The sequence below is a fragment of the Deinococcus radiotolerans genome, assembly GCF_014647435.1.
Lineage (GTDB): Bacteria > Deinococcota > Deinococci > Deinococcales > Deinococcaceae > Deinococcus > Deinococcus radiotolerans.
On sequence record NZ_BMPE01000013.1, the window covers coordinates 33,053 to 59,631 of the forward strand.

Annotated in this window: 29 protein-coding genes and 2 pseudogenes; 22 read left to right on the forward strand and 9 right to left on the reverse strand. The window is 70.8% G+C overall.

Annotated elements, in window-relative coordinates:
• Positions 1–99: 99 nt before the first annotated feature.
• The 4 genes from IEY63_RS16390 to msrB all read left to right on the forward strand — a co-directional run bounded on the left by IEY63_RS16390 (position 100) and on the right by msrB (position 4,033).
• Positions 100–795 carry a S4 domain-containing protein gene (locus IEY63_RS16390; protein ID WP_189070072.1) on the forward strand — a complete coding sequence of 232 codons (696 nt, stop codon included), beginning with the start codon at positions 100–102 and terminating at the stop codon, positions 793–795.
• The gene (zapE, locus tag IEY63_RS16395) at positions 792–1,799 is read left to right on the forward strand and encodes a cell division protein ZapE (RefSeq protein WP_189070073.1); all 1,008 of its coding nucleotides are present in this window, start codon (positions 792–794) and stop codon (positions 1,797–1,799) included. The genes IEY63_RS16390 and zapE overlap by 4 nt, the downstream gene beginning before the upstream one ends.
• A 112-nt stretch (positions 1,800–1,911) precedes the next feature.
• Complete coding sequence (locus IEY63_RS16400) at positions 1,912–3,474, forward strand: acyl-CoA carboxylase subunit beta (protein WP_189070074.1); 1,563 nt, start codon at positions 1,912–1,914, stop codon at positions 3,472–3,474.
• Positions 3,475–3,580: 106 nt separating this feature from the next.
• A complete protein-coding gene (gene msrB, locus IEY63_RS16405) occupies positions 3,581–4,033 on the forward strand; it encodes a peptide-methionine (R)-S-oxide reductase MsrB (protein ID WP_189070075.1) in 453 nt (150 codons plus the stop codon).
• Between the two features lie 56 nt (positions 4,034–4,089).
• Here the strand turns inward: msrB and IEY63_RS16410 are convergent, their stop codons facing one another.
• Both IEY63_RS16410 and IEY63_RS16415 read right to left on the reverse strand, forming a co-directional pair.
• Positions 4,090–4,890 carry a CAP domain-containing protein gene (locus tag IEY63_RS16410; protein WP_229784764.1) on the reverse strand — a complete coding sequence of 267 codons (801 nt, stop codon included), beginning with the start codon at positions 4,888–4,890 and terminating at the stop codon, positions 4,090–4,092.
• A gap of 168 nt (positions 4,891–5,058) precedes the next feature.
• Positions 5,059–5,727 carry a hypothetical protein gene (locus IEY63_RS16415; RefSeq protein WP_189070076.1) on the reverse strand — a complete coding sequence of 223 codons (669 nt, stop codon included), beginning with the start codon at positions 5,725–5,727 and terminating at the stop codon, positions 5,059–5,061.
• 43 nt (positions 5,728–5,770) lie between these two features.
• Here IEY63_RS16415 and IEY63_RS16420 point away from each other — a divergent pair, with 43 nt between their 5' ends.
• A complete protein-coding gene (locus tag IEY63_RS16420; protein WP_189070077.1) occupies positions 5,771–6,304 on the forward strand; it encodes a flavin reductase family protein in 534 nt (177 codons plus the stop codon).
• A 3-nt stretch (positions 6,305–6,307) separates the two neighbouring features.
• Here the strand turns inward: IEY63_RS16420 and IEY63_RS16425 are convergent, their stop codons facing one another.
• The 3 genes from IEY63_RS16425 to IEY63_RS16435 form a co-directional block, all read right to left on the reverse strand.
• Positions 6,308–6,649, reverse strand: a complete 342-nt coding sequence (locus IEY63_RS16425) for a YkgJ family cysteine cluster protein (protein ID WP_189070078.1) — start codon at positions 6,647–6,649, stop codon at positions 6,308–6,310.
• The gene (gene hisC / locus IEY63_RS16430) at positions 6,646–7,722 is read right to left on the reverse strand and encodes a histidinol-phosphate transaminase (RefSeq protein ID WP_189070079.1); all 1,077 of its coding nucleotides are present in this window, start codon (positions 7,720–7,722) and stop codon (positions 6,646–6,648) included. The genes IEY63_RS16425 and hisC overlap by 4 nt, the downstream gene beginning before the upstream one ends.
• Before the next feature lie 102 nt (positions 7,723–7,824).
• Positions 7,825–8,004 carry a hypothetical protein gene (locus IEY63_RS16435; protein ID WP_189070080.1) on the reverse strand — a complete coding sequence of 60 codons (180 nt, stop codon included), beginning with the start codon at positions 8,002–8,004 and terminating at the stop codon, positions 7,825–7,827.
• A gap of 111 nt (positions 8,005–8,115) precedes the next feature.
• Here IEY63_RS16435 and IEY63_RS22500 point away from each other — a divergent pair, with 111 nt between their 5' ends.
• The 5 genes from IEY63_RS22500 to IEY63_RS16460 all read left to right on the forward strand — a co-directional run bounded on the left by IEY63_RS22500 (position 8,116) and on the right by IEY63_RS16460 (position 12,810).
• Positions 8,116–10,866, forward strand: coding sequence for an ATP-binding protein (locus IEY63_RS22500; RefSeq protein WP_189070081.1), 2,751 nt, complete (start codon positions 8,116–8,118; stop codon positions 10,864–10,866).
• 26 nt (positions 10,867–10,892) lie between these two features.
• The gene (locus tag IEY63_RS16445; RefSeq protein WP_189070082.1) at positions 10,893–11,288 is read left to right on the forward strand and encodes a hypothetical protein; all 396 of its coding nucleotides are present in this window, start codon (positions 10,893–10,895) and stop codon (positions 11,286–11,288) included.
• A 96-nt stretch (positions 11,289–11,384) separates the two neighbouring features.
• Positions 11,385–11,966, forward strand: coding sequence for a TetR/AcrR family transcriptional regulator (locus tag IEY63_RS16450; protein WP_189070083.1), 582 nt, complete (start codon positions 11,385–11,387; stop codon positions 11,964–11,966).
• Positions 11,963–12,286 (forward strand): hypothetical protein, encoded by a 324-nt coding sequence (locus IEY63_RS16455; RefSeq protein ID WP_189070084.1) that lies wholly within the window; start codon positions 11,963–11,965, stop codon positions 12,284–12,286. Before IEY63_RS16450 ends, IEY63_RS16455 begins: the two co-directional genes overlap by 4 nt.
• Positions 12,287–12,342: 56 nt before the next feature.
• Positions 12,343–12,810, forward strand: a complete 468-nt coding sequence (locus IEY63_RS16460) for a hypothetical protein (RefSeq protein WP_189070085.1) — start codon at positions 12,343–12,345, stop codon at positions 12,808–12,810.
• Between the two features lie 60 nt (positions 12,811–12,870).
• On the opposite strand, the gene IEY63_RS16465 is transcribed toward IEY63_RS16460, so the two are convergent.
• Together IEY63_RS16465 and IEY63_RS16470 are read right to left on the reverse strand one after the other, a co-directional pair.
• A complete protein-coding gene (locus IEY63_RS16465) occupies positions 12,871–13,518 on the reverse strand; it encodes an SRPBCC family protein (RefSeq protein WP_189070086.1) in 648 nt (215 codons plus the stop codon).
• Positions 13,519–13,637: 119 nt separating this feature from the next.
• Positions 13,638–13,838: a hypothetical protein gene (locus IEY63_RS16470; RefSeq protein ID WP_189070087.1), complete on the reverse strand. Its 201-nt coding sequence runs from the start codon at positions 13,836–13,838 to the stop codon at positions 13,638–13,640.
• 120 nt (positions 13,839–13,958) lie between these two features.
• Here IEY63_RS16470 and IEY63_RS16475 point away from each other — a divergent pair, with 120 nt between their 5' ends.
• From IEY63_RS16475 to IEY63_RS16505, 8 genes and pseudogenes are all read left to right on the forward strand, one after another.
• A complete protein-coding gene (locus IEY63_RS16475) occupies positions 13,959–14,873 on the forward strand; it encodes a DMT family transporter (RefSeq protein WP_189070088.1) in 915 nt (304 codons plus the stop codon).
• Positions 14,870–16,354, forward strand: a complete 1,485-nt coding sequence (locus tag IEY63_RS16480; RefSeq protein ID WP_189070089.1) for an ABC transporter permease subunit — start codon at positions 14,870–14,872, stop codon at positions 16,352–16,354. The genes IEY63_RS16475 and IEY63_RS16480 overlap by 4 nt, the downstream gene beginning before the upstream one ends.
• Before the next feature lie 9 nt (positions 16,355–16,363).
• Positions 16,364–16,774, forward strand: coding sequence for an NUDIX domain-containing protein (locus IEY63_RS16485; RefSeq protein WP_189070090.1), 411 nt, complete (start codon positions 16,364–16,366; stop codon positions 16,772–16,774).
• A 608-nt stretch (positions 16,775–17,382) separates the two neighbouring features.
• Positions 17,383–18,921, forward strand: coding sequence for a S8 family peptidase (locus IEY63_RS16490; RefSeq protein ID WP_189070091.1), 1,539 nt, complete (start codon positions 17,383–17,385; stop codon positions 18,919–18,921).
• 84 nt (positions 18,922–19,005) lie between these two features.
• Positions 19,006–19,797: pseudogene (locus IEY63_RS16495) on the forward strand (serine protease); the annotation flags it as partial.
• A gap of 36 nt (positions 19,798–19,833) precedes the next feature.
• A pseudogene (locus IEY63_RS22625) lies at positions 19,834–20,148 on the forward strand (pre-peptidase C-terminal domain-containing protein); the annotation flags it as partial.
• Positions 20,149–20,230: 82 nt separating this feature from the next.
• Positions 20,231–21,082, forward strand: coding sequence for a serine protease (locus IEY63_RS16500; RefSeq protein ID WP_189070093.1), 852 nt, complete (start codon positions 20,231–20,233; stop codon positions 21,080–21,082).
• A 73-nt stretch (positions 21,083–21,155) separates the two neighbouring features.
• The gene (locus IEY63_RS16505; protein ID WP_189070094.1) at positions 21,156–21,785 is read left to right on the forward strand and encodes a DNA-3-methyladenine glycosylase family protein; all 630 of its coding nucleotides are present in this window, start codon (positions 21,156–21,158) and stop codon (positions 21,783–21,785) included.
• A gap of 78 nt (positions 21,786–21,863) precedes the next feature.
• Here the strand turns inward: IEY63_RS16505 and IEY63_RS16510 are convergent, their stop codons facing one another.
• A complete protein-coding gene (locus tag IEY63_RS16510; protein ID WP_189070095.1) occupies positions 21,864–22,529 on the reverse strand; it encodes a flavin reductase family protein in 666 nt (221 codons plus the stop codon).
• Positions 22,530–22,558: 29 nt separating this feature from the next.
• On the opposite strand from IEY63_RS16510, the gene xseB reads away from it, so the two are divergent.
• Positions 22,559–22,801, forward strand: coding sequence for an exodeoxyribonuclease VII small subunit (gene xseB, locus IEY63_RS16515; RefSeq protein ID WP_189070096.1), 243 nt, complete (start codon positions 22,559–22,561; stop codon positions 22,799–22,801).
• Between the two features lie 51 nt (positions 22,802–22,852).
• On the opposite strand, the gene IEY63_RS16520 is transcribed toward xseB, so the two are convergent.
• Entirely contained in the window at positions 22,853–23,488 is a 636-nt protein-coding gene (locus IEY63_RS16520; RefSeq protein ID WP_189070097.1) for an NAD(P)H-binding protein, read from the reverse strand.
• A gap of 111 nt (positions 23,489–23,599) precedes the next feature.
• Between IEY63_RS16520 and IEY63_RS16525 the strand changes: the two genes are divergently transcribed.
• The 3 genes from IEY63_RS16525 (at position 23,600) to IEY63_RS16535 (ending at position 26,404) form a co-directional block, all read left to right on the forward strand.
• Positions 23,600–24,247: a lysophospholipid acyltransferase family protein gene (locus IEY63_RS16525; protein ID WP_189070098.1), complete on the forward strand. Its 648-nt coding sequence runs from the start codon at positions 23,600–23,602 to the stop codon at positions 24,245–24,247.
• Positions 24,248–24,517: 270 nt separating this feature from the next.
• Entirely contained in the window at positions 24,518–25,399 is an 882-nt protein-coding gene (locus IEY63_RS16530; protein WP_189070099.1) for an ABC transporter substrate-binding protein, read from the forward strand.
• Complete coding sequence (locus tag IEY63_RS16535) at positions 25,400–26,404, forward strand: FecCD family ABC transporter permease (protein WP_189070100.1); 1,005 nt, start codon at positions 25,400–25,402, stop codon at positions 26,402–26,404.
• The last annotated feature ends 175 nt before the right edge of the window (positions 26,405–26,579 follow it).

Here is a 26,579-nt window from a genome sequence, read left to right on the forward strand (position 1 = left end):
ATCCTGACATCCGGACTCTTACCGTCATCATTCACCATCTCCGGTCGCCGCGCGGGTCTTTTTGCCGCGTCCCCCCGGCCGGGATTTATCCTGGGAGGCATGACCAAGCTCTCAACCCTGATCGCCCAGGCCCGCGGCGGCCGCGTGATCCGCACGCCCTTCCAGGATGGCGACGACATTGACCGGCGCCAGCTGAACGACCCCGAGGTGCGCCACAAGATCGCCGGAGGCTTCCCCGACGCCCGGCGCGTGGTGCTGACCCTGCACCCGCAGCACATTCCCGAAGTGGACAGCGGCGTGACCGTGTACCGCGTCACGCCCCACGAGGGCGGCCCGGTGTGGGACGCGCAGGACTTCGCGGTGCAGCTCAGGCGGCTGGGCCTTGATGAGGCGCAGCTGGGCGACCTGCGCGAGGACCGCGGCGGCTTCCTGATCGCCGCGACCGGCAAGGCCGCGCAGGCCATTGCGGACCTGACCAGCCTGGGCGGCCGCGACCTGGACGTCGAGACGGTCGGCGAGAGCGCCGGCAAGAGCAGCAAGGTCCGCGAGGTCGTGGTGCCCAGCATGCGCGTGGACGTGGTGGGCGCCAAGGGCTTCGGCGTGAGCCGCGCGTACTTCCAACAGGGCATCGACGGCGGCAAGGTCCGCCTGAACGGCCAGCCCGCCCGCGCCAGCAGCGAGATCCGCGAGGGCGACAGCCTCGCCGCCGACGGCCTGGGCCGCATTGACTTCAAACGCGTGGTGAACGAGACGCGGCGCGGCAACTACAAGGTCGAACTCGACGTCCACCGATGATCGACCTGACCGCCCGCAACCCCAGTCTCGACCCGGACGCCCTGACGGCGGAACTGGCGCCCACGCCCCGCTACCAGGGGGTGCGCTTCGCCACGTACCACCCGAACGCGCAGTACCCCAGTCAGGAGGAGGCGCGCGTGGCGATGCAGGCGTTCCTGAAGGGCGCGCAGGTGCGGCCCGGGGGCTTCCGGCTGTTCCGCCGCGCCAAGCCCGAGGGCCACGGCCTGTACTTGGACGGAGGGTTCGGGGTGGGCAAGACGCACCTGTTGGCCAGCGCGTGGCACGAGGCGCCGGGCCGCGCGGCCCTGATGAGTTTCCAGGACCTGATGTACATCATCGGGGCGCTGGGCATGACCCGCGCCGTGGACGCCTTCCGCGGGCACGACCTGCTGCTGATCGACGAGTTCGAACTGGACGACCCGGGCAACACGCACATGGCGAACACGTTCCTGGGCCAGCTGATGCCCGGCGGGACCAGCGTGATCGCCACGAGCAACACCGAACCCGGCGCGCTCGGCCAGGGCCGCTTCAATGCCAGTGACTTCCAGCGGCAGATCCAGGCGATCGCCAGCCGTTTCGAGACGCACCGCATTGACGGCCCGGACTACCGCCAGCGCGGCGTGCGCCCCGAGGACGTCCTGACCCCGGCCGAGTTCACGGCGTGGGAGTCGCGCCAGAACCACGCGACCCTGGCCCGCCTGAGCCACCGCGACCTGAGCCGCCACCTGCTCCAGGTGCACCCCAGCCGCTTCAGCCGCCTGCTGGAGGGCGTGGGTGCCGTCGCCGTGACGGACCTGACACCCATGCCGGACCAGAACGTCGCGCTGCGCTTCGTGCACTTCATTGACAAGCTGTACGACCTGGGCTTGCGCGCCGCGTTCACCGGCACGAACCTCAGCAGCCTGTTCAGCGACACGTACCGGCACGGCGCGTACGCGAAGAAATACAGCCGCTGCCTGTCACGCCTGTCCGAGCTGCTGAAAGAGGCCCGGCAGGAGTTGTAAGAGGCTGTCAGAGGACCAGATGAAACAAGACAGGTCCGCGCCGATGGTGCAGCGGGCATGTTCCCGTGCCGGTCACGCGCGCACCTAACGCCCGTTTGGGTAGCATGCGCGCATGACGAAAGCGGGCGTGGAGTTACAGGAACTGATCGCGGCAATGGAGCAGCGCCGCACGCGGGTCGAGCAGGGCGGCGGCCCCGACCGCCTGAAGAAACAGAAGGCCGGGGGGAAGCTCACGGCCCGCGAGCGCATCGAGGCGCTGCTGGACTCCGGCAGCTTCCTGGAGATGGGCACGTTCGTCGAGCACCGCGGCGGTCGCCTGATGCAGGGCGTGGACGCCCCCGGCGAGGGCGTCGTCACCGGGCGCGGCACCATCGACGGGCGGCAGGTGTTCGTGTTCAGCCAGGACTTCACGGTGCTGGGCGGCTCTCTGGGCAAGATGAACGCCGCGAAGATCACGAAGATCATGGACATGGCCGCCAAAACGGGGTGCCCCGTGATCGGCCTGAACGACAGCGCCGGGGCGCGCATCCAGGAAGGCGTGGATTCTTTAAGCGGCTACGGCGAGATCTTCTACCGGAACGCGATCTACTCGGGCGCGGTGCCGCAGATCAGCGCGATCCTCGGACCCTGCGCGGGCGGCGCGGTGTACTCCCCGGCACTGACGGACTTCATCCTCATGAGCGAGGGCAGCAGCTACATGTTCATCACGGGGCCCGAGGTCATCAAGTCCGTGACCCGCGAGGACGTCACCTTCGACCAGCTGGGCGGCGCGGACGTCCACACCCGCAGGAGCGGCGTGGCCCACCTCGCGTACGACGGGGACGAGGCCGTGCTGGCGGGCATCCGTGACCTGCTGGGGTACCTGCCGCAGAACGCGCACGAGAAGGCCCCCGCGCACCCCACCCAGGACCCCGCCACCCGCACGAACGAGCGGCTGCTGGACATCGTCGTGCCCGACCAGCGCAAGCCGTACGCGATGCACGACGTGATCCACGAACTCGTGGACGACGGCACCTTCCTGGAGATCCAGCCGAACTGGGCGAAGAACATCGTCGTGGGCTTCGCGCGGCTGAACGGCGAGTCGGTCGGCATCGTGGCGAACAACCCGCGCGTGATGGCGGGCACGCTGAACATCGACGCGTCGGACAAGGCCGCGCGGTTCATCCGCACCTGCGACTGCTACAACATCCCCATCCTGACGCTGGTGGACGTCACCGGCTTCCTGCCGGGCGTCGCGCAGGAACACGCCGGGATCATCCGGCACGGCGCGAAGATGCTCTACGCCTACGCCGAGGCGACCGTCCCCAAGGTGACGCTGATCACCCGCAAGAGCTACGGCGGGGCGTACCTCGCCATGAACAGCCGCGACATGGGCGCCGACGTCGTGTACGCCTGGCCGACCGCCGCCGTCGCCGTCATGGGCGCCGAGGGCGCCGCGAACATCGTGTACCGCCGCGACATCCAGAACAGCGACAACCCAGACGCCACCCGCGCGCAGAAGATCGCCGAGTACAAGGACGCCTTCGACAACCCCTACGTCGCCGCCAGCAAGGGCTACATCGACGACGTGATCCCCATGGAGGACACCCGCCGCGTCCTCATCCAGACCTTCGAGATGCTGCGCGACAAGGAAGAAGCGCGGCCCTACAAGAAGCACGGCAACATTCCGCTGTAAGTGGAGTGCAGACGGTGGTGAGTGGCGTGGGGCCAGCGTCCCCTCCAGTCACCACTTCCTACGTTCGGTTACCGTCGCACCCGGCCCGCCCGCCTAGACTGCCCTCATGACTGACAAGCCGTTCGTGAAACCGTCGGATGCGGAGCTGCGGGAGCGGCTGACGCCCGCGCAGTACAGCGTGACCCAGCACGAGGGCACCGAGCGGGCCTTCACTGGGGAATACTGGGATCACACGGAAGAAGGCATTTACGTGGACATCGTGAGTGGCGAGCCGCTGTTCTCCAGCCTGGACAAGTATGACGCGGGCTGCGGGTGGCCCAGCTTCACGCGGCCCATTCCCAGCGTGGCCCTGACGGAGAACACGGATTACAAGATCGGGTACGCGCGCACCGAGGTCCGGTCGGCGGGGGCGGATTCGCACCTGGGGCACGTGTTCCCGGACGGCCCGCGTGAGCATGGGGGGCTGCGGTACTGCATCAACTCGGCGGCGCTGCGGTTCGTGCCGGTGTCGGAACTGGACGCGCAGGGGTACGGCGAGTTCCGGGCGCTGTTCGGGTGAACGGCAAGGATTGAGGGGGAGGCCGGTCGCAGCCTCCCCCTCCCCCGTTCTGATCGTCAGCGGGCGCCGAAGTCCTGCACCCAGTAGTGCTTGTAGGTGCTGGTGCCCGCGTAGGCGTACCCGACGCCGAGTTCCTTGAAGCTGGGGTTCATGATGTTCCGGCAGTGCCCCTCGCTCTTCAGCCAGCCGTCCACGACGGCCTGGGGGGTGGTCTGCCCGGCGGCGATGTTCTCGCCGATGGTGCGGTAGGGGGTGTACCCGGCGTTCGTGATGCGCTGCGAGAAGGTCCGGCCGTCCTTGCTGGTGTGGCTGAAGTAGTTCTGGGTGGCCATGTCGGTCGCGTGGCCCTGCGCGGCCTGCGCGAGCGGCGCGTTCCAGGTGAGGGCGGGCGCGGCGGGGTAGCTGGTCGTTCCACAGGTGCGGGCCACGGCGCGCGCGGCGTTCGTGAGGTCCAGCACCTGCTGCGCGAAGGTGCTGGGTGTGGGGGCAGGCGCACTGACTGCCGCAACCGTGATGGGGAAGTCGAGGTACGCGCCGGGATTCGTGGCGAGCGTGGCGCGCACAGTGACGCTCCCTGCGGCAACGGCGCTGACGAGTCCGGTCTGCATGACGGTGGCCACGGCGGCGTTGCTGGTCGTCCACTTGAGCTGGCCGGGCTGGGCGGGTTGACCGTTCACGGTGACGTTCAGTTGCAGGGTCTGCCCAGCGATGAGCGAGATGGGTGTGGCCACGGCCTGCGCTGCCAGGTGCACGGGCGGTTCTGTAGGGACGGGGGCTGAAGCGGGGGTGCTGCTACAGGCGGCGAGGGTGACGGTAAGCAGCGCAGCGGCGCCGCCACGCAGAAGCGCAGGGAACATGCAGTCATTAAAGCGCCTTCAAGGTCAGATGAAGATGAGGTGAACATGCTCATTTCTCATGCCGGACCGCAGGTCGTCCCAGACGCCAATCCGGACGGAACCAACGCTAAGCCACGCGGCCCGCGGCTCACACGATTGACATGCGGGACCGCGTCAACGCGGAGAACTTCACAGGTGAAGCAGGGAGTAGTGAACCATTTCACCCATATCAGGGTCATCACTCTCATCTGCCGTGGCGGACCAGTTCATCTCACCCCCCAACTCTGAGGCCGCTCGCCTCAGGGCCCCCTCAACCGCCGGATCAGCCGCCCCCCACAGGTGCGCCGCCCCGCCCGCAGGTCGCGCCTGCCACAGCAGTGCCCCCACCACCTCGCCGACCCGGTACGCGCTGAGCGGCACGAAATCCCGGCGGCCATCCAGCCGCGCCGCGAGCTGCCGCGCCAGCCCGGGCCCCCAGCCCGGCGTGCCGTGCACACGCGCCAGCGCTTCCGCCCACGGCCCCAGGTGCAGGCGCGACACCTGCTCGACGGCCACCCCCTCCCCCACCGCACCCCGTGCGGACGCTCCGTGGGTCACATGCACGCGCGCCACCTCCCGCCCCGGCAGGGTCAGCAGCGGCCCGGCGGTCGCCACGAGCGGCGGCGCGCCCTGCCCCTCGTGCCAGTCCAGCACCGCCGCCACGTCCACCCCGCTGATGTCCGCCGGGAGGAACGTCGCGTTCAGCGCCAGCACGTTCACGCCCGGCGTGAGCAGCGTCACCACGCCCCCCTGCTCGCGCTGCACTGCCGACAGCGGCGCGTGAAAATCCAGCAGGTCAGTCAGGACGCGGGGCAGCATCCGCCCAGCCTACCGCCTGCTCCGCGCGGCACAATGGGCGGACATGCTGCGCGCCACCACCGACCGATTCTTCGGGTACTACCCCGGTACCGTCGCCCTGATCACCGCCGCTCACGCCGGGCAGCGCAACGTCATGGCCGCCGGGTGGCACACCGCCCTGAGCGCCACGCCGCCCCTGTACGGCGTCGCCGTCGGGCCGGAACGGGCCACGCACGCCCTGATCGGCCAGAGCGGCACCTTCGGCGTGAACTTCCTGCCGCTGGCACAGGCGGACGCCGTGCAGGGCGCGGGCCTGCACAGCCTGCACGGCGGCGTGGACAAGCACGCCCTGCTGCATCTGGACACCCTGCCGGGGCAGCCGCTGGCGCTGCGCGGCGCGTACCTGCACTACACCTGCCGCGTCAGCGCCGTCACGCCCACCGGCGACCACGACCTGTTCGTCGGCGAGGTCGTGGGCGTGCACTTCGACCCGGACGCCTACGACGCCGCGGGCCTCCTCACGGCGCCGCCCGCCATCTATCTGGGCCGCAGCATGTACACCACCACCGCCCCCGAACGGGCGGAACGTGGCCGCTGACCTTCAGTCCGCCTGTAGGCCGTAGATTTCCAGGAAGCGGCGGGTGCGGGCGTTCAGGGTGGGCAGGGGCGCGACCTCGCCGCACACCCAGTCGGGCTGGTAGTTGCGGCACACGCTGGGGCGCGTGGCGTAGGTGGCGCACAGGTGCCCGCAGCCCTGGTCGGGTCCCAGGTGCGTGCAGGGCACGCCGAGGGGCTTGTTCAGGGCGTGGATGTCGGGCGCAGCGCAGCAGGCCCCGCAGGCCGTGCAGTCGGTCGTGATGGGACTGCGGGGCGCGTGGTCCTGGGGGAGCGTGAAGCGGGCCAGCTCCTGACCAATCAGCCGGAGTGGCCCGCTGGTCCTCATTTCAGGTCGGCCAGTGCGGCAATCAGGGCGTCGTTCTCGGCGGGGGTGCCGATGGCGACGCGCAGGCAGCCGGTCAGGCCGGGCAGGCTGTCCTGGCGGCGCACGACGATGCCGTGGTTCAGGAGGTGGGTGTACGCGGCGCCTGCGTCGGGGGTGCGCAGCAGGAAGAAGTTCGCCTGGCTGGGGAGCGCCTGGCAGGTGGGGTGGCCTTGCAGGGCGCTCAGGACCCGCTGGCGTTCCTGCACGCCTTCCTGCACGCGGTCGTGCACGTACTGGGGCTGTTCCAGGGCGACTTCCAGCGCGGCCTGCGCGAGGGTGCTGACGTTGAATGCGGGCACGAGTTTCTGGAGTTGCCCGGCGAGTTCGGGGGTGGCCAGCGCGTACCCGAGGCGCAGGCCGGCGAGGCCCCAGGCTTTGCTGAAGGTGCGCAGGCTCAGGCGGTTGCTGCCCGCGCGCACGAGGTCCTTGTGGTCGGTGTGGCTGTACTGGTGGTACGCCTCGTCGAGCACGACGACCCAGTCTGCGGCGGCGTCCACGAGGTCGCGGATGGCGGCGTCCGCGTCGACGTGCCCGGTGGGGGCGTGCGGCTGGGTGATGTACAGCACGCCGGGCTGGTGGCGTTTCAGTTCGGCTTTCAGCGCCTCGGTGGGCAGGCTGAAGTCGGGGTTCAGGGGCACCTGCACGAGGTTCGCGCCGAGCAACTGGGCTTCCAGGGTGTACACGCTGAAGGTGGGGCTGACGGTCAGGACGGTCTGTGAGATGCCGGCCAGTTCGGTCAGGAGTTTGATCAGGACGTTGCTGCCGGGCGTGACGACCACGCCGCGCTCGTCCCAGTTCTCAAACGCGGCGATGCGGCGGCGCAGTTCGTCGGCGTGCAGGTCCGGGTACCGGTTCCAGGGGCGCGCGGCCATGCGGCGCAGCGCCTCGGTTTTCAGGGCTTCGGGGAAGTCGTAGGGGTTCTCGTTCTGGTCGAGTTTGATGGGCACGTCCAGCGGCGTGAACGGGTACGCGGGGACGTCGCGTACGGCGGCGCGCACCCCGGCGGGCGCGGCGGCAAGAGGCTCGGTGGTCATACCGCCCGTTCTACCACCCGCGCGTGAACGCCCGTCCAGTGATCCGGAATCGGGCCGCTCCGGGCCGGTGGGCGCTGGGACCTGCCGCCCGCCTGTGCCACCTCAGGGGAGCGAGTCAGGGCGTGGGGGCGTCTGCGCTTCGAGCCATTCGAGCAGTTCCAGCGGGGAGTGGAAGGTGCGGGGCGGGGTGGGCGCGTCCGGCCGCGGCGGGTCGAGGGGCGTCAGGTGGGCCTGCCAGTGGGGGGTGTGCTGGACGCGCAGGGCGTAGTGGCGGTCGGTCATGGGGGGCCTCCGCGCTCAGGGTGACGCGCGGGGCGTTGCAGTGACGTTTCGGCGGGTGGGGCGGGCCCGGGCTTTCTATACTGACCGGGTGATCTGTCCCTGGAACGGCGCGTGTCGGTGACGCTGCACCTGCTGGGCGACCCGGCACTGACGGTGCTGGGCGCGCGGGTGGCGGTGCGGCCGCGGCGGCTGCTGCTGCTGGCGGCGCTGGCGCTGGAGGGCCGGCAGTCGCGCGCGCGGCTGAGTGCGCGGCTGTTCCCGGATCTGGAGCCCGAGGAGGCGCGGGCGCGGCTGCGGCTGGAGTTGCACCGGGCGCGGGGGCCGCTGGGTGGGGCGCTACAGCTGGACGGTGAGGACGTGTGGCTGGACGCGACCTGCGACGCGGCGCAGCTGCGTGAGGCCGCGGCGGCCGGGGACTGGGTGGCGGGCCGGGCGTGGACGTCGGGCGCGCTGCTGGACGGCCTGAGCGTGCCGGACGTGCCGCAGCTGCTTGAGTGGGTGGAGGGCTGGCGGGGGCAGGTGCGGGCGTGGCAGGTGGGCCTGCTGGAGGCGGCGGTCGTGGGTCTGGACGGGCAGGGGCGGCCGGAGGGGGCGCTGGAGGCGCAGCGGGCGCTGCTGGAGCGGCAGCCGCTGTCTGAGGCGGCGTGTGACGCGCTGACGCGCCGCCTGTGGGGTCTGGGCCGCCGGGCGGAGGCGGCGGCGGTGCAGGCGGCATTCCGGGAGCGATTCGAGCGGGAGCTGGGGTGGGCGCCGGCGCTGGAGCACGCGCTGGAGGCCGCGTCTGCCTCGGTCCCGGCGGCCGGGGCGTTCAGTGTGCTGGAGCCGCCCCTGGTGGGCCGTGAGGGCCTGTGGCAGCAGGTGCTGGACTGGGCGGCGCGCGCGCCGGACGGCGCGGCGCTGCTGCTGGTCGGTGAGGGCGGGGTGGGCAAGTCGCGTCTGCTGGACGCCCTGACGCGCGGGCCGCTCCAGCAGGGGGCGCGGCCGCCCGGGGCGCTGCTGCGGGGGTCGCGGGGCGCAGCGCAGGGGCCGTTCGGGGCGCTGCTGCGGGCGCTGGACGCCCGCCCGGAGGTGCTGGGGGCGCTGCCACGGCGGGTGCGGGATGACCTGGGTATGGTCGCGCCGCAGCTGTGCCCGCCGCCGCTACTGCCGGGCAGCGCGCTGAGCGAGACGCGGGTGCTGGAGGCCTTCACGCAGGCGCTGCTGGCCCTGGCGGGTGGGGGCGCGCCGGGGGACGTGTGGGTCGTGGAGGACGCGCACTGGCTGGATCCGTCCACGGTGCGGGTGCTGGCGCGCGCGCAGGGGCAGGTGGGCGCGCGGGTGCTGGGCGCGGCGCGGCCCGAGGGGCTGGTGGGGGACGGGCCGCTGCACGCCTGGGCGCAGGAACTGGACGGCGCGGGGCGGCTGCTGCGGCTGGAGGTGCCACCCCTGTCGGAGTTGGCGGTGCTGAAACTGATCCGGCTGCTGTCGGGCTCGGCGCGCGCGACGGGGTTCGCGCAGACGCTGCACGCCCTGAGTGGCGGGAATCCGTACGCGCTGCTGGCGCTGGTGCAGGGGCTGCTGGCGCGCGGGGTGCTGGGCGTGGACGCGCAGGGCGCGTGGCAGCTGCACGTGGACCTGCCCGAGGTGCGGTCGCTGGTGCCGGGTACGCTGCGCGCGGCGCTGGAGGAGCGGGTGGCGGCGCGGGGTCCGGGGGTGCTGGCGGCGCTGAGGGGGGCGGCGCTGCGGGGGGGGTCGTTCCGCCCGGAGGACGCGGCGGCCGCCAGTGGTCTGGACGCGCAGACGCTGGCGGGAGCGCTGGCGGACGCGGCGGCGCACCGCTGGATCGAGGCTCAGCCGGACGGGTCGTTCCGGCTGGAGCATGACCTGCTGCGTGAGGCGCTGCGGCTGGGCTGGCCTGAACCGGAGCGCGCAGCGGGGCACGCGCGGCTGGCGCGGCATCTGGACGGTCTGGGTGTGGCGGCGCGCGAGCGGGCGGCGCACTGGGAGGCGGCGGGCGATGCGGCGGTGGCGGCGCAGCTGTGGCGCGAGGCGGCCTCGGACGCGCGGGCGCTCTGGGCGCACCGCGAGACGCTGTTCGCGCTGGACCGGGCCCTCCAGTGCACGCCGGGGGGACCGGCGCGCGCGGCGCTGCACCGTGAGCGGGGCCGGGCGTTCCAGGCGCTGGGGGACCTGGATGCCTGGGCGGCGGCGCTGGACGCGGCGCAGGCGTCCGCTCCGGACGACCGGGCCGAGGGGTTGCGGCTGGCGCTGGAGCGCACGCACCTGCTGCTGCGCCGGGGCGAGCCGCAGGGGGCGCTGGAGGTCAGTGAGGCGTGGCTGGACACGGTGGCCGCGCCGGAGTGGGGGCTGCTGATGCATGACCGGGCGCTGGCGCTGCTGCGCCTGGGCCGCGCGGCCGAGGCGGAGGCGCTGCTGCGCGCCACGCTGAGCGCCCCGGGGGACGACCTGCTGCGCGCGAACCTGCACACCACGCTGGCGGGCGTGGCGTACGAGCAGGCGCGCCCGGTGGACGGGCTGGCGGACGCGCTGGCCGCGCAGGCGCTGTTCCGCAGCCTGGGCCGGCACGAGGGTGAGGTGGTGGCCCTGACGACCCTGGCGGAACTGCGGCGCCTGCTGGGTGATCCGGCGGGGCAGCGGTCGGCGCTGGAGGAGGCGCTGGAGCCCGCGCGGAGGTCAGGGCAGTACCGCATGCAGCATCACGTGTGGCAGGCGCTGGCCGAGTGGGCGCAGGAGCGTGGGGACGCGGCGGGCCTGCGGGACTTCGCCACGGGCGGGCTGGAGGCGGCGGAGGCCGAAGGGCACGCGGCGGGCGCGGCGGTCTTTCAGGCGCTGCTGGATCAGGGGCGGGCGCAACGCCCCTGAAACGCCGGGCCCGGTACGCTGCGGGCATGACGATGAACTGGATGGGTGTGGGGGTGGCGGCCGCGGCCCTGCTGACGGGCGGAGTGGTGGGCGCGCAGGGCCTGCCGGCGGGGCAGACGTTCGTGGTGTCCTGCCCCGGGGGGACGTCCCAGGGGTGCACGACGTACGCGGTGGAGAAGGGCCTGCTGATCTGTTACTGCGGAACGGAACGGGTGCTGCTCAGGGCGCGGCCGGAGACGCTGGCGCAGCTGCGGGCGGCCGGTACGCCGCAGGTCGTGAATCTGCGGGGCAGTGCGGGCTCCCGGACGCTGTACGTGTTCAGCAGTGATCCGAAGCTGCGGGGGGCGCTGGCGGGAGCGTTCCAGGCGGAGTGGGTGCAGGGGGCAGCGCCGGCGCTGAACATCGCGTTCCAGCGGCGCTGAGGGGGGTTCCCCCGGTGTCCTAACGGGCGTTTGGGTGGGGCGTGCTACGCTGGGCGGACTGGGTCACCCGGGCCCTGCCCCTCCCTGTTCCCCACCATGACTGACACTGCCAAACCCCGCCGCGAGCAGATTCTGGACTCGGCCAGCCGCCTCTTTTCCGAGCGTGGATACCACGCGACGAGCATGCGTGACCTGGCGGGCGAGCTGGGCATGCAGGGCGGCAGCCTGTACGCGCACATCGCGTCCAAAGAGGAATTGCTCATCGAGATCGTGAATCAGGCGTCCCGGCAGTTCGACGAGGCGCTGTTCACGCTGCGGGGCGAACCCATGCGCGCGGACGAGAAGCTGCGCGAGGCGATGTACCGGCACATCCGGGTCGTGGCGGACAACATGGACAGCGCGACCGTGTTCTTCCACGAGTGGAAGCACCTGTCGCCCGATGCGTACGGGCGCGTGACGAGCTGGCGCGACACGATTGACGGCTTCTACCGGGAGCTGGTTACGCAGGGCGTGCAGGAGGGCACCTTCCGCGCGGATCTGGACGTGAAGATGACCGCGTACCTGATCCTGTCGGCGGTGAACTGGGCGTACACGTGGTACCGCCCCGGCGGGTCGATGTCGCCGCGCGCCGTGGCCGATCAGTTTGCCCAGATGCTGCTGTCGGGGCTGCGCGCATGAGCCACCCGACGGTGACGGTGCCGATCCGTGAGGCGCTGCGGTACGCGCAGGGCCGCGCCGAGCGGCTGGCGCGCACGCAGCAGCTGGAGATCGGCGAGGACCTGTTCGTGCGGATCGCGCCGGGTGGGCGTAAGGTCCTGCTGTTCTGCCTGGACGGCGAACCGGACCGCAGCGCGGCCGAGGCGGTCGCGGCGGCCCTGGGCCTGCGCCACCCGGCGTACGGCTGGCATCAGGGGGCCACGCTGCGCTCCCTGACCGTGATCGAGGAGGGCGCAGTCGACATCCCGGAGGCCCCCGCAGATGACGGTGACGATTCCTGACTGCCGCGTCAGGCTGGCCTCATAGGGCCTTCACGCAGCACATCTAGGGTGACGGCATGAAGAAAGCTGTCCTGCTGCTCCTGCCTCTGGCCATGGCCTCCTGCAACTACCTGGGGATTCCGAATGGTGACGTGTCCGGCAACATCCTGGGCACCCAGCCCAGCGGAACCGTCCGGCTGGCCTTGCGTGGCACCACGTTCAACGGTGGGCAGGCGCCCGCGCTGGACCAGGGGAACCTGGGCACCTTCAACCCGCAGAAGCGCGTGTACTCAATCAGCCTGCCCGCCAACCCGGTGGACGGCGGCTACGAACTGTTCGCGTACGTGGACAGCAACGGCAACAACACCTTCGATAGCACCGAGAAGCGCACCAGTGACAGCCAGACCTTCGCGTACTCGAAAGACGGTACCGGCAGCAAGGGCGGGGAGAACCTGCTGAACCTGAAGGCTGGCTGGACGCAGTACAGAGGCACCGCGGTCGTCAAGAGCGGCACGCCCTTCGCGAACGTGAACCTCAACTGGTAAATCCGAACCGCACAAGGGGCCCGTGGCATCACGCCACGGGCCCCGTCCTGATCCCTCAGGTCAGTTCTTGGCGCTGCCCTCGAAGGCGGCCTTGAACTTCTGGAGGTCCTCGGCGATCTGCTGGCTGGGTTCCTCACCGAACAGTTTGGCCACGGCGGCGCCGAGCGGCCCGGCGGGCGGACGGTAGGACAGGGCCACGTGCACGCGGGTGCCGCCGCTGGGCAGGGACTCGAACTGCACGCTGCCCGCGTTGTCTACGGTCGCGCCGGGCAGGGAGTGCCAGCCGATGCGCTGGCCGGGCTTGTCGTTCACGATTTCCGCTTCCCATTCCACGTGGGTGCCCAGGGGGGCCTTGGCGACCCAGCGGCTGCGTTTCTCGTCCAGCGCGGTGACGCTCTCGAGGTGGCTCATGATCTGGGGCAGGTTCTCCAGTTTGCGCCAGAAGTCGTACACGGCCTGCGCGGGGCGGTCCACGACGACGCTGTGCTCCACGAAGATGGGTTTGGCGGCCACGGCGTTGCCGCTGAGGCCAGCGGCGGCCATCACCGGGTCGTTGCCGGTGGCGGCGCGGTACGCGAGGTACCCGCCAACGGCGGCCATGCCGAGGCCGAGCACGCCGCGCTTGCGCAGGCCCATCAGCAGCAGCGCGCCACCTGCGGCGCCGCTGATCATGCGGGTTTGATCCATTCCAGTGCTGCTGTTCGTCATGGTGATTCCCTCCGTGGGGGCAGTGTATGAAGTGAGTGCTGGGGCGGACGTGAAGCCACGCCCAACGAAGATTAAGGCCCGCTGTGGCGGGACGGTGGGGCAATTGACCTTACGGGGTGTCAGTCGGGCTGGTTCCCGACCTGATGGGCGTGCTGGTCGGTGATGGTGTCGGTGGCGGCGCGGTCGTCCGGATGGTTGGGGCCGCCCTGCACGTCGGGCGTCAGGTTGGTGTTCGCGCCGTGCGTGGCGTGGTCGCTGCCGCTGTGCTGCTGCGCGGTTTCCGGGGTGCTGGGCGGGACGGGGTCGTGAGGGTCGGTCATACCCCATCCTTCGCGCGTGGAGGCCGGGGCGGGTGTGGTGGGCCTGAGGGGGCGTTCATGCGCGGCAGGCTGGACGGGCCGGGCGCGCCGGGCGGCGCTGGGCTCTATGCTGGCGGGCGTATGCGTGCCCCTGCCGCCCGTCTGGATCCGTTGTCGCTGGGGGCCATTCTGGTCACGATCGTGTTCTGGGCGTCGGCGTTCGCGGGCATCCGGGCGGGGCTGGAGGTGTTCTCGCCGGGGCACGTGACGCTGTACCGCTTTCTGGTGGCCAGCGCGGCGCTGGGCCTGTACGCGCTGCTGGCGCGGATTCCGGTGCCGCCCGTGCGGGACCTGTGGCGGATCGCGCTGCTGAGTTTCTCGGGCATCACGCTGTACCACGTGTGCCTGAACTACGGCGAGGTGCACGTCCCGGCAGGCACGGCCAGCCTGATCATCGCGGCGGGGCCCGTGATTACGGCGCTGCTCGCCACGCGCTTTGCCGGGGAGCGGCTCAACGCCCTGGGGTGGCTGGGCACGCTGGTCAGCCTGGGGGGCGTGGCGCTGATCGTGGTGGGGGGCGGGCAGGGCCTGAACTTCACGGGTGGGGCGCTGCTGATCCTGGCGGCGGCGCTGTTCACGAGCCTGTACTTCGTGTTTCAGAAGCCCCTGCTGGCGCGGATGAATCCGCTGCACTTCACGGTGTGGTCGCTGATCATGGGGACCGTTCCCATGCTGGTGTTCCTGCCGGGGTTCGGGGCGGAACTGCGCGCGGCGCCGCTGGGCGCGCATCTGGCGATGGTGTACATCGGGCTGTTCCCGGCGGCGCTGGCGTACCTGACCTGGACGTTCGCGCTCTCGCGGGTGGGGGCGGGCGTGACCACGTCGTTCCTGTACGTGTCGCCGGTGTTCGCGGTGCTGATCGCCTGGGCGTGGCTGAACGAGGTGCCGACCCTGCTGACGCTGGTGGGGGGCGTGGTGGCGGTGGCGGGCGTGGTGCTCGTGAATACCCGCGGGCGGCCCGCCCCGGAGCCCACCAGTCAGGCGGTGAAGGCTTGACCCCCAGGGACCCCAGCGCCGACGCGCCCCTGGCGGTGCAAGACGTCACGGTGCGCCTGGGCGGCGAGGTGATTCTGAACGGCGTGACGCTGGATGTCCGCCGGGGCGAGTTCCTGGCCCTGATCGGCCCGTCCGGTGGTGGCAAGAGCACGCTGCTGCGGGTCCTGGCGGGCCTGCTGCGCCCGGAGGCCGGATCGGTGCGGATTCAGACGCCGCCCGCGCTGGTCTTCCAGGATTACCGGCTGCTGCCGTGGCGTACGGCGCTGCGGAACGTGGCGCTGCCCGCCGATCTGGGGGCGGGCGGGGGCCTGAGCCCGCACGAGGCGCTGAAGCTGGTGGGCATGGACGCGTACGGACCGTACTTCCCGGCGCAGCTGTCGGGCGGGATGCGGGCTCGGGTGGCGCTGGCGCGCGCGCTCGCGCAGAGCGGGGACGTGCTCCTGCTGGACGAACCGTTCGCGGCTCTGGACGCGCTGGTCCGTGAGCGCTTCAACGCCGAGCTGCGGCACCTGCACGAGAAGACGGGCCGCACGACCGTGCTGGTCACGCACTCGATCCGTGAGGCGGTCTGGCTGGCCGACCGGGTGGCGGTGCTGCGCGGCGGACAGATCGTGGAGGTACTGGACACGCGCGGCGAGGGCCGCGTGAGCGCGTACACGGACGGACTGGAAGCGCACCTGCGGGCGGTGCTGGGCACCGGGGACTCCACGCGCCTGCGGGTGGAATCCCGGCAGGGCCGCAGCCTGGCGTGGCTGCTGCCCGCGCTGGCGGTGCTGCTGGCGGGGATGGCGTGGCAGCTGGGCGCCTCGGCCCTGAATCAGCCGTTCCTGCTGCCCACACCAGGCGCGGTGTGGCAGGAGGGGGTGCGCACGGCCCCGGCGCTGCTGGCGGCGTTCCGTGTAACGGTGGAAACGGCCCTGGCCGGGACACTGCTGGGCGCGCTGGCCGGCGTGCTGATCGGCTACCCGCTGGCGCGCTGGCGGGCACTGGAACGCTTCCTGAGCCCATTCATCGTGGCGTCGCAGAGCACGCCGATCGTGGTGCTCGCGCCGCTGCTGGTGTCGTGGCTCGGCTTTGGTTTCCTGCCGGCCGTGATCGTGTCGGCCCTCAGCGCGCTGTACCCCATGCTCGTCGCCACGCTGGTGGGCGTGCGGGAACTGGAGGCGACCTTTCACGAGCTGTTCAGCACGCTGCGCGCCTCGCGCTGGCAGCGTCTGACCCGCCTGGAGTTCCCCGGGGCGCTGCCCGTGCTGCTGGGCGGCCTGCGGCTGGCGGCCAGCCTCGCACTGATCGGAGCGGTCGTGTGGGAGTTCGTGGACCCGAACCAGAAGGGCCTGGGGCTGGCGGTGCAGGTCGCCGGGACGTACCAGAACAAGGCGGGGCAGTTCGCGGCGATCGCGCTGCTGATCGGGTACGGGGTGCTGGTGTACGCCGTGATCACGGGCCTGGAACGCCGCGTGATGCGCCGTCGGGGGCGCTAGGCTGCGCGCATGAACAGACCGCTGGTGTGCGTGGGGGCGCTCGTGTGGGGCAAAGACGGACGGGTGCTGCTGGTGCAGACCACCAAGTGGCGCGGGCTGTGGGGCGTGCCCGGCGGGAAAGTCGAGTGGGGCGAAACGCTGCTGGAGGCCGTGCAGCGCGAGTTTCTGGAGGAGGTCGGGCTTCGCCTGGAGGACGTGCAGTACGCGCAGACGCAGGAGGCGGTGCTCAGTGAGGAGTTCCACGCGCCGGCGCACATGCTGCTGGTGGACTTCCTGGCAACCACCGAGGATCACGTGGTCACCCCGAACGAGGAGATCGCGGCCTGGGTGTGGGTACACCTGCACGAGGCGCTGGAGTACCCGCTGAATTCGTTCACGCGGTCGCTGGTGGAACTGGCCCTGCGCCAGGGCGAACGCTGACGCGGCCCGCCCGGTGAGCCCCATGAATCTGGCCTGAGCGGCTCAGGAGAGGGTGGCCGCGCTGTGACGGGTGAGGGCAGGCTGCGCCCAGTGCGCCTTGCCTCATGTCGAATGGTGTGGGCCGTGACGCAGCACGTGTGGAGCGGCGTCAAGCCACCTGGCGGGTGGAACGGTTGCTCAGATTGGCCTGACCTCTGGATGACTGTTCAGGCCCTGTGGATCCGGGTTGAGGGCGGTCTCCAGCTATCCTCCATCTCTATCTTTACAATCGCCAAGTTGAGTGATAATAACCACGCCTATGCGTAAAGTTATTTGTCGAACAGTCAGATGAGATGGATGAGCAACTTAGACAAGCTTCTCAATTTTAAATTATTTGTCCCGATATACGAGACACACGTTTTTTACGTCCCCCTGTAAGTTTTCTGTAATTTTTGTACTGGTCTTGACCAGAATTCACACCCCCCGTCCGTCGTTCATCAACAGGGGACAAATATCCGCGTATCATCTCCGAAGTTCCCAACTTCGCTTGACAGCGTTACACCAGCCGTGCATGCCACGGCCATACTCCCATCTGTCTCGTTGCGGAACTGTCTCAGGAGGTCGCCTCAATGAACGCACGCACCACTACCCTCGGTACCATCGCGCTGACCCTGCTGCTCGCCGCTTGCGGGAGCCAGCAGACGACTCCCAGCACCGACGTCATCTCCCGCGGCCACAGCAGCGCGCCCCTCCTGGGCACCACCAACCCCGACGCGATCCCCGGCCAGTACATCGTCGCCTTCAGCGACGGCGCCGCCCCCACCCTCAGCAGCCAGAGTGCCACCAGCCTCATCACCACCCTCGGCCTCGACCCCCAGGGCGTCCAGATCCAGCACGTCTACGGCCAGGTCCTCAACGGCTTCGCCGCCAAACTCAGCGGGCAGAACCTCACCAAACTCCAGGCCGACAAGCGCGTCAAGTACATCGAGCAGGACGCCACAGTCCACGCCGACGCCACCCAGAGCGGCGCCACCTGGGGCATCGACCGCATCGACCAGCGCAGCCTCCCCCTCAGCGGCACGTACACCTACGCCGCCACCGCCAGCGGCGTCAAGGCGTACATCATCGACACCGGCATCAACACCACCCACAACGAGTTCGGTGGACGCGCCATCTGGGGCACCAACCAGTCCGGTGACGGCAACAACACCGACTGCAACGGCCACGGCACCCACGTCGCCGGCACCGTCGGCGGCAGCACCTACGGCGTCGCCAAGGGCGTCACGCTGGTCGCCGTGAAGGTCCTGGACTGCCAGGGGTCGGGCAGCAACTCCGGCGTGATCGCCGGCATCAACTGGGCCGCCACCAACAAGGGCACGGCTGCCGCCGTGGCCAACATGAGCCTCGGTGGGGGCGCCAGCCAGGCGGTGGATGACGCGGTGAACAGCGCCACCAGCAAGAACCTGATCATGGCGGTGGCCGCCGGGAACGAGAACCAGAACGCCTGCAACGTCTCCCCGGCCCGCGCGGCGAGCGCCATCACGGTGGGCGCGAGCACGAAGACGGACAGCCGCGACACCAGCTACAGCAACTACGGCAGCTGCGTGGACCTGTTCGCGCCCGGTACGGGCATCACGAGCAGCTGGATCGGCAGCAACGTGGCGACCAACACGATCAGCGGGACGAGCATGGCCACGCCGCACGTGGCGGGCGCGGTGGCGCTGCTGATCGCGGCGGGGAACACCACGACGAGCGCCGTGACGAGCGCGCTGCTGAACAACGCCACGAGCGGCGTGCTGAGCAGCATCGGGACGGGCAGCCCCAACAAGCTGCTGTTCACGGGGACGGGCGGGACCACGCCCCCTCCGACGGGCGGCACGACGACGTACACGGGCAGCGTGAGCAGCGGGACGAGCAGCTACAAGCCCGGCACGAGCGGCTTCACGTACGCGGGCGGGACGCTGAAAGCGACGCTGAGCGGGCCGAGCGGCACGGACTTTGACCTGTACCTGCAGAAGTACAACGGCAGCGCGTGGGCGGACGTGGCGAGCAGTGAGAGTGGCACGAGCAGCGAGAGCATCAACTACGCTGCCGCCAGCGGCACGTACCGCTGGGAGGTCTACGCCTACAGCGGCACCGGTTCCTACACCCTCACCGAAACCAAGTAACCCTGCGCCTGCACGCCGCCCTGCTCCCTGGGGCGGCGTGTTCTTGAGCACCGGCACCCCTGATCCCACCACCTGGAGACCGTCATGAAACGCACCCTTCCCTTTCCTCTCCTGACCGCCGCCCTGCTCTCCGCCTGTGGCGGCCCCGGCACGCCCGGCACCGCCGCCAGCGCCCGCCCCGACAAGTACGCCGGCGCGGCCCTGCAACCCCTGATCGTGGGCGGCACCATCAGCGCCCGCGGCGCGCGTCCCTACCAGGTCGCCATGACCGACACGACCGGCTTCCAGTACTGCGGCGGCACCCTGCTGTCGAGCACCTGGGTGCTGACCGCCGCGCACTGCGTGAAAGGCACGGCCGCTTCAAGCATCCGCATTCGCGCGGGCGTCAACAAGCTCAGTGACAGCAGCCAGGGGCAGACCGTGGGTGTCAGCAGCGTCACCGTCCACCCCAGTTACAGCAGCTCCACGAACTTCGCCGACATCGCCCTGCTGAAACTCAGCGCGGCCGTGACCAACAGTTACGCCGCGCCCGCCAAGCTGCCCAGCAACACCGTTGAAGGCATTCTGGACGTGAAGGGCAAGTACGCCGTCGTGAGCGGCTGGGGCCTGACGCAGGGCAACAACAACAGCAGCGCCAGTGACGACCTGCGCGAGGTCAGCCTGCCCATCACGCCCAACCCCGCCACCTGCGGCGGCAGCAGCGTCCCCGGCAACACCATCTGCGGCGAGTACTACCAGGGCAAGGACTCCTGCAACGGCGACAGCGGCGGACCGCTGGCCCAGACCTACAACGGGAACTTCTACGTGCTGGGCATCGTCTCCTACGGCCCCAGCGCCTGCACGGGCAACGGCGTGTACACCCGCGTGAACGGCTACCTGAGCTGGATTGCGCAGGTCAGCGGCCTGACGCCCGACGGCACCACCACCCCCGGCACAACCACCACGTACACGGGCAGCGTGAGTCAGGGCACGAGCAGCTACAAACCCGGCAGCACTGGCTTCAGCTACGCGGGCGGCACGCTGAAAGCGACACTGAGCGGACCGAGCGGCACCGACTTTGACCTGTACCTGCAGAAGTACAACGGCAGCGCGTGGGCGGACGTGGCGAGCAGCGAGAGCGGCACGAGCAGCGAGAGCATCAACTACGCCGCGGCGAGTGGCACGTACCGCTGGGAGGTCTACGCCTACAGCGGCACCGGCTCCTACACCCTCACCGAAACCAAGTAAGCCCCCGGGCCCGGTGGGTCTGCCCACGCGCCTGACCCGCCGGTCCGTCCTCTCCCCCATTCCCCCACCCGGAGGTTCTGCCATGTTCAAGCCCCTACACGCTGCCCTGACCGCCCTGGGCGTCCTGGCCCTGTCCGCCTGCTCCACCCAGACCGCCCCGCAGGCCGCGCTGCCCGAGGAGACCGTCACGGTCACCGGCACCGAGAAGGCCTTCCCCGACACGATCGGCAGCCAGATCGTGTACGGCACGGTCACGAACGTCACCAACCGCCCCTACCAGGTGAGCGTCACGCCCAGCACTGAACTCTCGGGCGGCTGGTGCGGCGGCACGCTGATCAGCAGCACCTGGGTGATGACGGCGGCGCACTGCGTGGTGGGGTACAGCGCCAGCCAGATGCGCGTGCGCGCCGGCATCAACGACCTGACCACCACCAGCGGTCAGCTGCGCACGCCCTCGCAGATCATCGTGCACCCGTACTACTCCAGCAGCGGCGACGCGTACGACATCGCCCTGATCAAGGTGGGCACGGCCTTCACGCTGGGCAGCACCGTGCAGACCGCCGCGCTCCCCAGCAACACGGTGGAGAGCGTGCTGGACGTGAACGGGAAGTACGCCACCGTCAGCGGCTGGGGCAAGACCGAGACCGGCGCGTACAGCAACCGCGCGCTGCGCGAGGTGACCATCCCGATCACCCCGACCGGCAGCGACTGCGGCAGCCGCCCCAGCAACACCATCTGCGGCAAGTACGACGCCGGCAAGGACTCCTGCAACGGGGACAGCGGCGGACCGCTCGCCGCCCGCTACAACAACCGGTTCTACGTGCTGGGCATCGTGTCCTACGGGCCCACCGCGTGCCGCGGATACGGCGTGTACACCCGCGTGAACGGCTACCTGAACTGGATCTCCAGCAACACCGGCGTCAGCGCGCAGTAACGCCCGCCCCCACCGAGCACCAGCCCTCCCGCAGCGGCCGGTGTTCTGCGCTGGACCGGGCGACAATGCGGGCATGCCCCTGCCCGCCCATCAGGCCCCCCTGCGTGACCACGCCGCCGCCACCGCCCACCTCTCGGGTGATCCCGTCCTGGCCGGCGTAATCACCCGGGTGGGCGACCTGCCCGTCCTGACCCCCACGCCCGACCCGTTCGGCACGCTGATCCGCAACGTGACCGGGCAGCAGCTGAGCGTGAAGGCCGCCGCGAGCATCCACGCCCGCGTGACCGCCACGCTGGGCGAGGTGACCGCCGACACCCTGCTGGACGCCAGCGGCGACACCCTGCGCGGCGCGGGTCTGTCCTGGGCGAAGGTCCGCACGGTGCAGGCCATCGCGCAGGCCGCGAAGACCGGCGCCGTGGACTTCGCCCACCTGCGTGAGCAGGACGACGAGACGGTGATCACCGAACTGCTGCCCCTGCCCGGCATTGGCCGCTGGACCGCGGAGATGTTCCTGATGTTCGCCCTGGCCCGCGCGGACGTGTTCAGCCTGGGGGACTTGGCGCTGCGTCAGGGCCTGGCGCGGCTGCACCCGGACGCGCAGAGCGCTGACGTTCTGGCCCGCTGGGCGCCGTACCGCACCCTGGCCGCCCGATACATCTGGGCGGACAACGCCCACGTGAAGGCTGGAGAGGCACCCGCCTGAGCGGGCGATGCAGGCCGGGGCGGAAGCAGCGCGCCGCTCAGTTCAGGCCGCACCACGTCCCACCGGGCCTCCCGCCACTCACTCCCGGTCGCCGTCCGCCTGCGCCCGCTGCCAGTCCTCGAAGCTGACGCGGTCAATGACGAAGGTGTCGCGCGTGCGGGCGTAGGTGCCGCGCCCGCCCATCCGGCCGATCAGGTCCAGCGCGCCGGTGTCCACGTGGTGCCGTTCAGGGTCCTGCACGGCGTCGGCGCGCAGCGTCAGCCCCAGCACCTCACCCAGGATGATGCGGGTGTGGCCAATCAGAACGGTCTGCACCTCGCGGCACTCCAGCGCGGCGGGCGCGGCCGCCACGCGCGGCACGCGGACCTTCACGCCGGGCGCGAGGGGAATGCCCAGCGCGTCCGGTTCCGCGTGCCCGTGCGGAAAATCCGTGGCGGTGGCGTTCATGGTCCCGGCCAGCGCCGCGCTGACGAGGTTCACGGTGAATTCACCGCCCGCGCCGATGTTCAGCGCGGTGTCCTTCGGGGTGCCGTCGGCGCGGTCGCCGGGCGCGAACGCCACGACGGGCGGGTCACTGCCCATCAGTCCGAAGAACGAGTACGGCGCGAGGTTCACGTGCCCGCCTTCGCCCAGCGTACTCACCCACGCGATGGGGCGGGGCGTGACGGTCGCCGTGAGCAGCTTGTAGCGCGCCGCGCCGGGCAGGGCCGTCAGGTCAAAGTGCGTCATCTGGGGGGACGTCATGCGCGCAGGGTAGCGGTAGCATGGGCCGCATGACTGAGCCTCAGCCCACCTCGTACCGGGAGGCGTACGCGCGACTGAATCGCATCGCGGCGGAACTGGAATCCGGCGAGGCCGACCTGGACCGCGTGCTGCCGCTGCTGGAGGAGGCCCGCGCCGCGTACGCCCAGTGCAGGGGCCGGATTGAAGCGGTGCGCGCCGTCCTGGCCGGCGACTGGGGCGACGAGGCGGACCCCGACGAGCCAGAGGACCCGGACGACGACGACGAGGAGTGACTGGAGCGCGGGCCACGTGGGGTGAGCCCCGGTCCACGCCCGGCGCTTCCGTTACAGCGTCGCGATGGCCTGCGCGACCGGCGTGTCCCCGGCCACCACCTCGAAGGTGCGGCCCACGCTGCCCGGATCGTTCAGGCAGGCCAGCACCACGGCGGCCACATCGTCGCGGGCGATCATGCCGCGCGGGGCGGGCAGCCCCACACGGATCAGGCCGGTGCCGGGCGCGTCGGTCAGGCCGCCGGGACGCACGACCGTCCACGCCAGCGCGCTGGCCTGCACGTGCGCGTCCGACCGGGCCTTCACGCGCAGCACAGCGGCCAGGAAGGGCGGCATCTGTTCCGGGCGGTCCACGCCCATGCTGCTGACCACGACCAGTCGGGCCGGGCCGCCCGGGGCGCGGCGACGAGCGAGTTCGTCCGTCACGGCGATCAGCGCGTCGCCGTCAATGGCCTGAACGTCCCCGCTGGCTCCGGCCCCGGCCGCCCACACGACGGCATCCGCGCCGCCCAGCACGGCCGTCCAGTCACCGGTCAGGTCACCCTGGACGGGCTGCGCCCCCAGGGCCGCGAGACGGGCGGCCTGCTCCGGGGTGCGCACCAGCGCGCGGACGCCGTGGCCCGCCCCGGCCGCCTGCGCGGCCACGCGGCGGCCCACACCGCCCGCCGCTCCGATCACTGCGAGGTTCATGCGCTCCAGCCTGCGCCGCCCCCCGCCGGAACACCGCGCCATTCACCACGGTTCCCGCGGAGCGCCGAAACGGGCAGGCACACGCGGGAACGCAGGCGTATCCTGCGGTTAATGAGTGACGCTGCTCTGCCCGAGAAGCCCGCTGCCCCGCCAGCCCCCACGGCCCCGCCGGCCGAGCCGCCCGCCCCGCCCGTCATTCCGTGGGTGTACCGGCTGGTGGTGGACACCACGTACCTGCCCGTGATCTTCAGCGGCATGCACCTGGAGGTGCACGGCCGCGAGCACGTCCCGCCGCCCGGCACGCCACTGGTGGTCGCCGCGAACCACGTGAGCGCCCTGGACCCCTTCCTGGTCGCGCGGGCGCTGCCACCAGGGCGGTTCTTGCAGTTCATGGCGAAGAAGGAACTGTTCATCCCGGGGATCGGGGACATCATCCGCGCCGGGGGGTCCTTCCCGGTGGACCGCAGCGGGAATGACCTGGGTGCCGTGCGTACGTCCCTGCGCATTCTCAAGGCGAACGGCACGGTCGGCATATTCCCGCAGGGCACGCGCGGCGGGCATGAAATGCAGGGCGGCGTGGCGCTGATCGCCGCGAAGGGCCGCGCGCCGATCCTGCCGGCGGGGGTCAGCCGTGACGGGAAACGCTGGATCGTCCGCTTCGGCGAGCCCATCTCGCCGCGCGGCGGGATCAAGGCCATCACCGGGGAACTTGCCGAGGTGCTGTCCACGCTGGCCGTCCCTGTCGGGCGGAACCTGTAGCGGCCGGCGCTATACTCGTGGGTGACGGCTGCGGGGGGAAGTCCGGTGAGAGTCCGGCCCTGTCGCGCAACGGTAACTTCAGCCCAGCTGGGGAAGGCCGAGCACCTCCGCCGTTCGCGCCGCCCGGAGTGGGCGGGCGTGGCTTGACCCCTCGCGGACTGGGGGCACGCCGTGACCGCCCCTGCCCCGGGGTACGCCACGGATACTGTGTTTCCCGCCGCCGCCTGCAACCGGGCGGCGCGTGTCGTTGCCGGAGGGAAGGAGTTCCCCATGACGTTCCCCATCAAAGGCATCCTGACCCTGATCACCCTGAGTGCCGCCCTGAGCGGCGCGGCCGCCGCGACCTCCTACCCGCTGACGATCACCGACGACCTGGGCCGCAAGGTGACCCTGAAGGCCGAGCCGAAGCGGATCATCAGCGTGCTGCCCAGCACCAGCGAGACCGTGTGCGCGCTGGGCCTGTGCGACCGACTGGTGGGCGTGGACGATTACAGCGACTACCCGCAGCAGGTGACGAAGCTGCCTAAGGTGGGCGGCCTGTACAACCCGAACATTGAGGCGATGGTGGCCCTGAAACCCGACGTGGTGATCGTCAGCCAGTACGGGAAGCTGGCCGAGCCGCTGACGCAGGCGGGCATCACCGTGATCGCCGTGAACCCCGAGACGTACGACGAGGTGTTCAGCAAGACGCTGCTGCTCGGGAAGATCCTGAACCGCGAGGCGCAGGCTAAGACGCTGGTCGGGAAGATCAAGGGCGACATCGCGCGCGTGGAGATCCTCACGAAGAACGCCGTGCGTCAGCCCACCGCGTACTTCGAGATTGACCCCACGCCGTACTCGATCGGCCCGAACTCGTTCATGGGCGTGCTGCTCACCAAGGCAGGCGCGCGGAACATCATCCCGGCCAGCATGGGCGACTTCCCCAAGGTGGACCCCGAATTCATCGTGAAGGCCAACCCGCAGCTGATCCTGGGCGTGGACGCCAAGACGGCGGGCGCGCGCCCCGGCTGGAGCGGCATCAGCGCCCTGAAAACCGGGAAGGTCAAGGACATTCCGTCCGAGCTGAACACCATGCTGGGCCGCCCGGGGCCGCGCCTGGGGCAGGCGCTGATGGGCCTAGCGAAACTGATTCACCCGGAACTGTTCAAGTAAATGCAGGCCGCCGCGCCCCGTCCGGGCCTCGGAGTGGGCCTGGGCACGCTGCTGCTCGCGGCGCTGCTGCTGGCCGCTGTCGTCCTGGGCACTGGGCTGGGCAGCGTCACCATTCCGCCCGGCGAGGTGCTGGGCGCGCTGTGGCGCGGCGTGACCCGGCAGGCGCTGGAGGGCAACGACGTGATCGTGTGGCAGATCCGCCTGCCGCGCGTGGTCATGGGCGCGCTGGTGGGCGCGAGTCTCAGCGTGTGCGGGGGCGCCTTCCAGGGCGTGTTCCGCAACCCGCTGGCCGACCCGTACCTGCTGGGCGTCGCCAGCGGCAGCGCGCTGGGCGCCACGGTGGCCATCGTGGCCGGCTGGCCCCGCGCGCTGATTCCGGTATCGGCGCTGCTGGCCGCCCTCGCGGCGGTCGCGTGCACCCTGTGGCTGGCGCGCGAGGGGCGGCGCTTTCCGCCCACGCGGCTGATCCTGGCGGGCGTGGTGGTGGGCAGTGTCCTGAGCGCGGCGACCACCGCGCTGATCCTGCGCGGCGAGGACCGCGCGCGGCAGGTGCTGGCGTACACACTGGGCGACCTGGGCTTCAGCGGCTGGCGGGACGTGCTGACCGTGCTGCCGTACGCCGCGCTGGGCTGCGGGGCGCTGCTGCTGCTGGCGCGCGCGCTGGACACCCTGCAACTGGGCGAACTGACCGCCCGCAGCCTAGGTGTTCCCGTCGAGCGGCTGCGGCTGATCGCGGTGATCGCCGCGAGCCTCGCCACGGCGGGCGCAGTGGCGTACGTGGGCGTGATCGGCTTCGTGGGGCTGATCGTGCCGCACATGATCCGCCTCGCGTTCGGCCCCGGGCACCGCACGCTGCTGCCTCTCTCGGCGCTGCTGGGCGGGGCGCTGATGGTCGGCGCGGACCTGCTGGCCCGCACCACGCCGCTGTCGCAGGTGGGGATCGTGACGACCCTGCTGGGCGGCCCGTTCTTCCTGTGGCTGCTGCGTAAGGAACGCCATGACTGACCTGTTGCGCAAAACTCTCCTCCCGTTTTCCCGAGCGGAGCGAGCAGCAATGGACCGTTCGCCCGGAACGGATGACTGTCCTGACGCCGCACACGGACAGTCAGGCGTGGAGAGCGAATCGGCAGAACCCCAGGACGCCCTGGTCGCGCGGGACGTGCACGTGCACGCCGGGTCG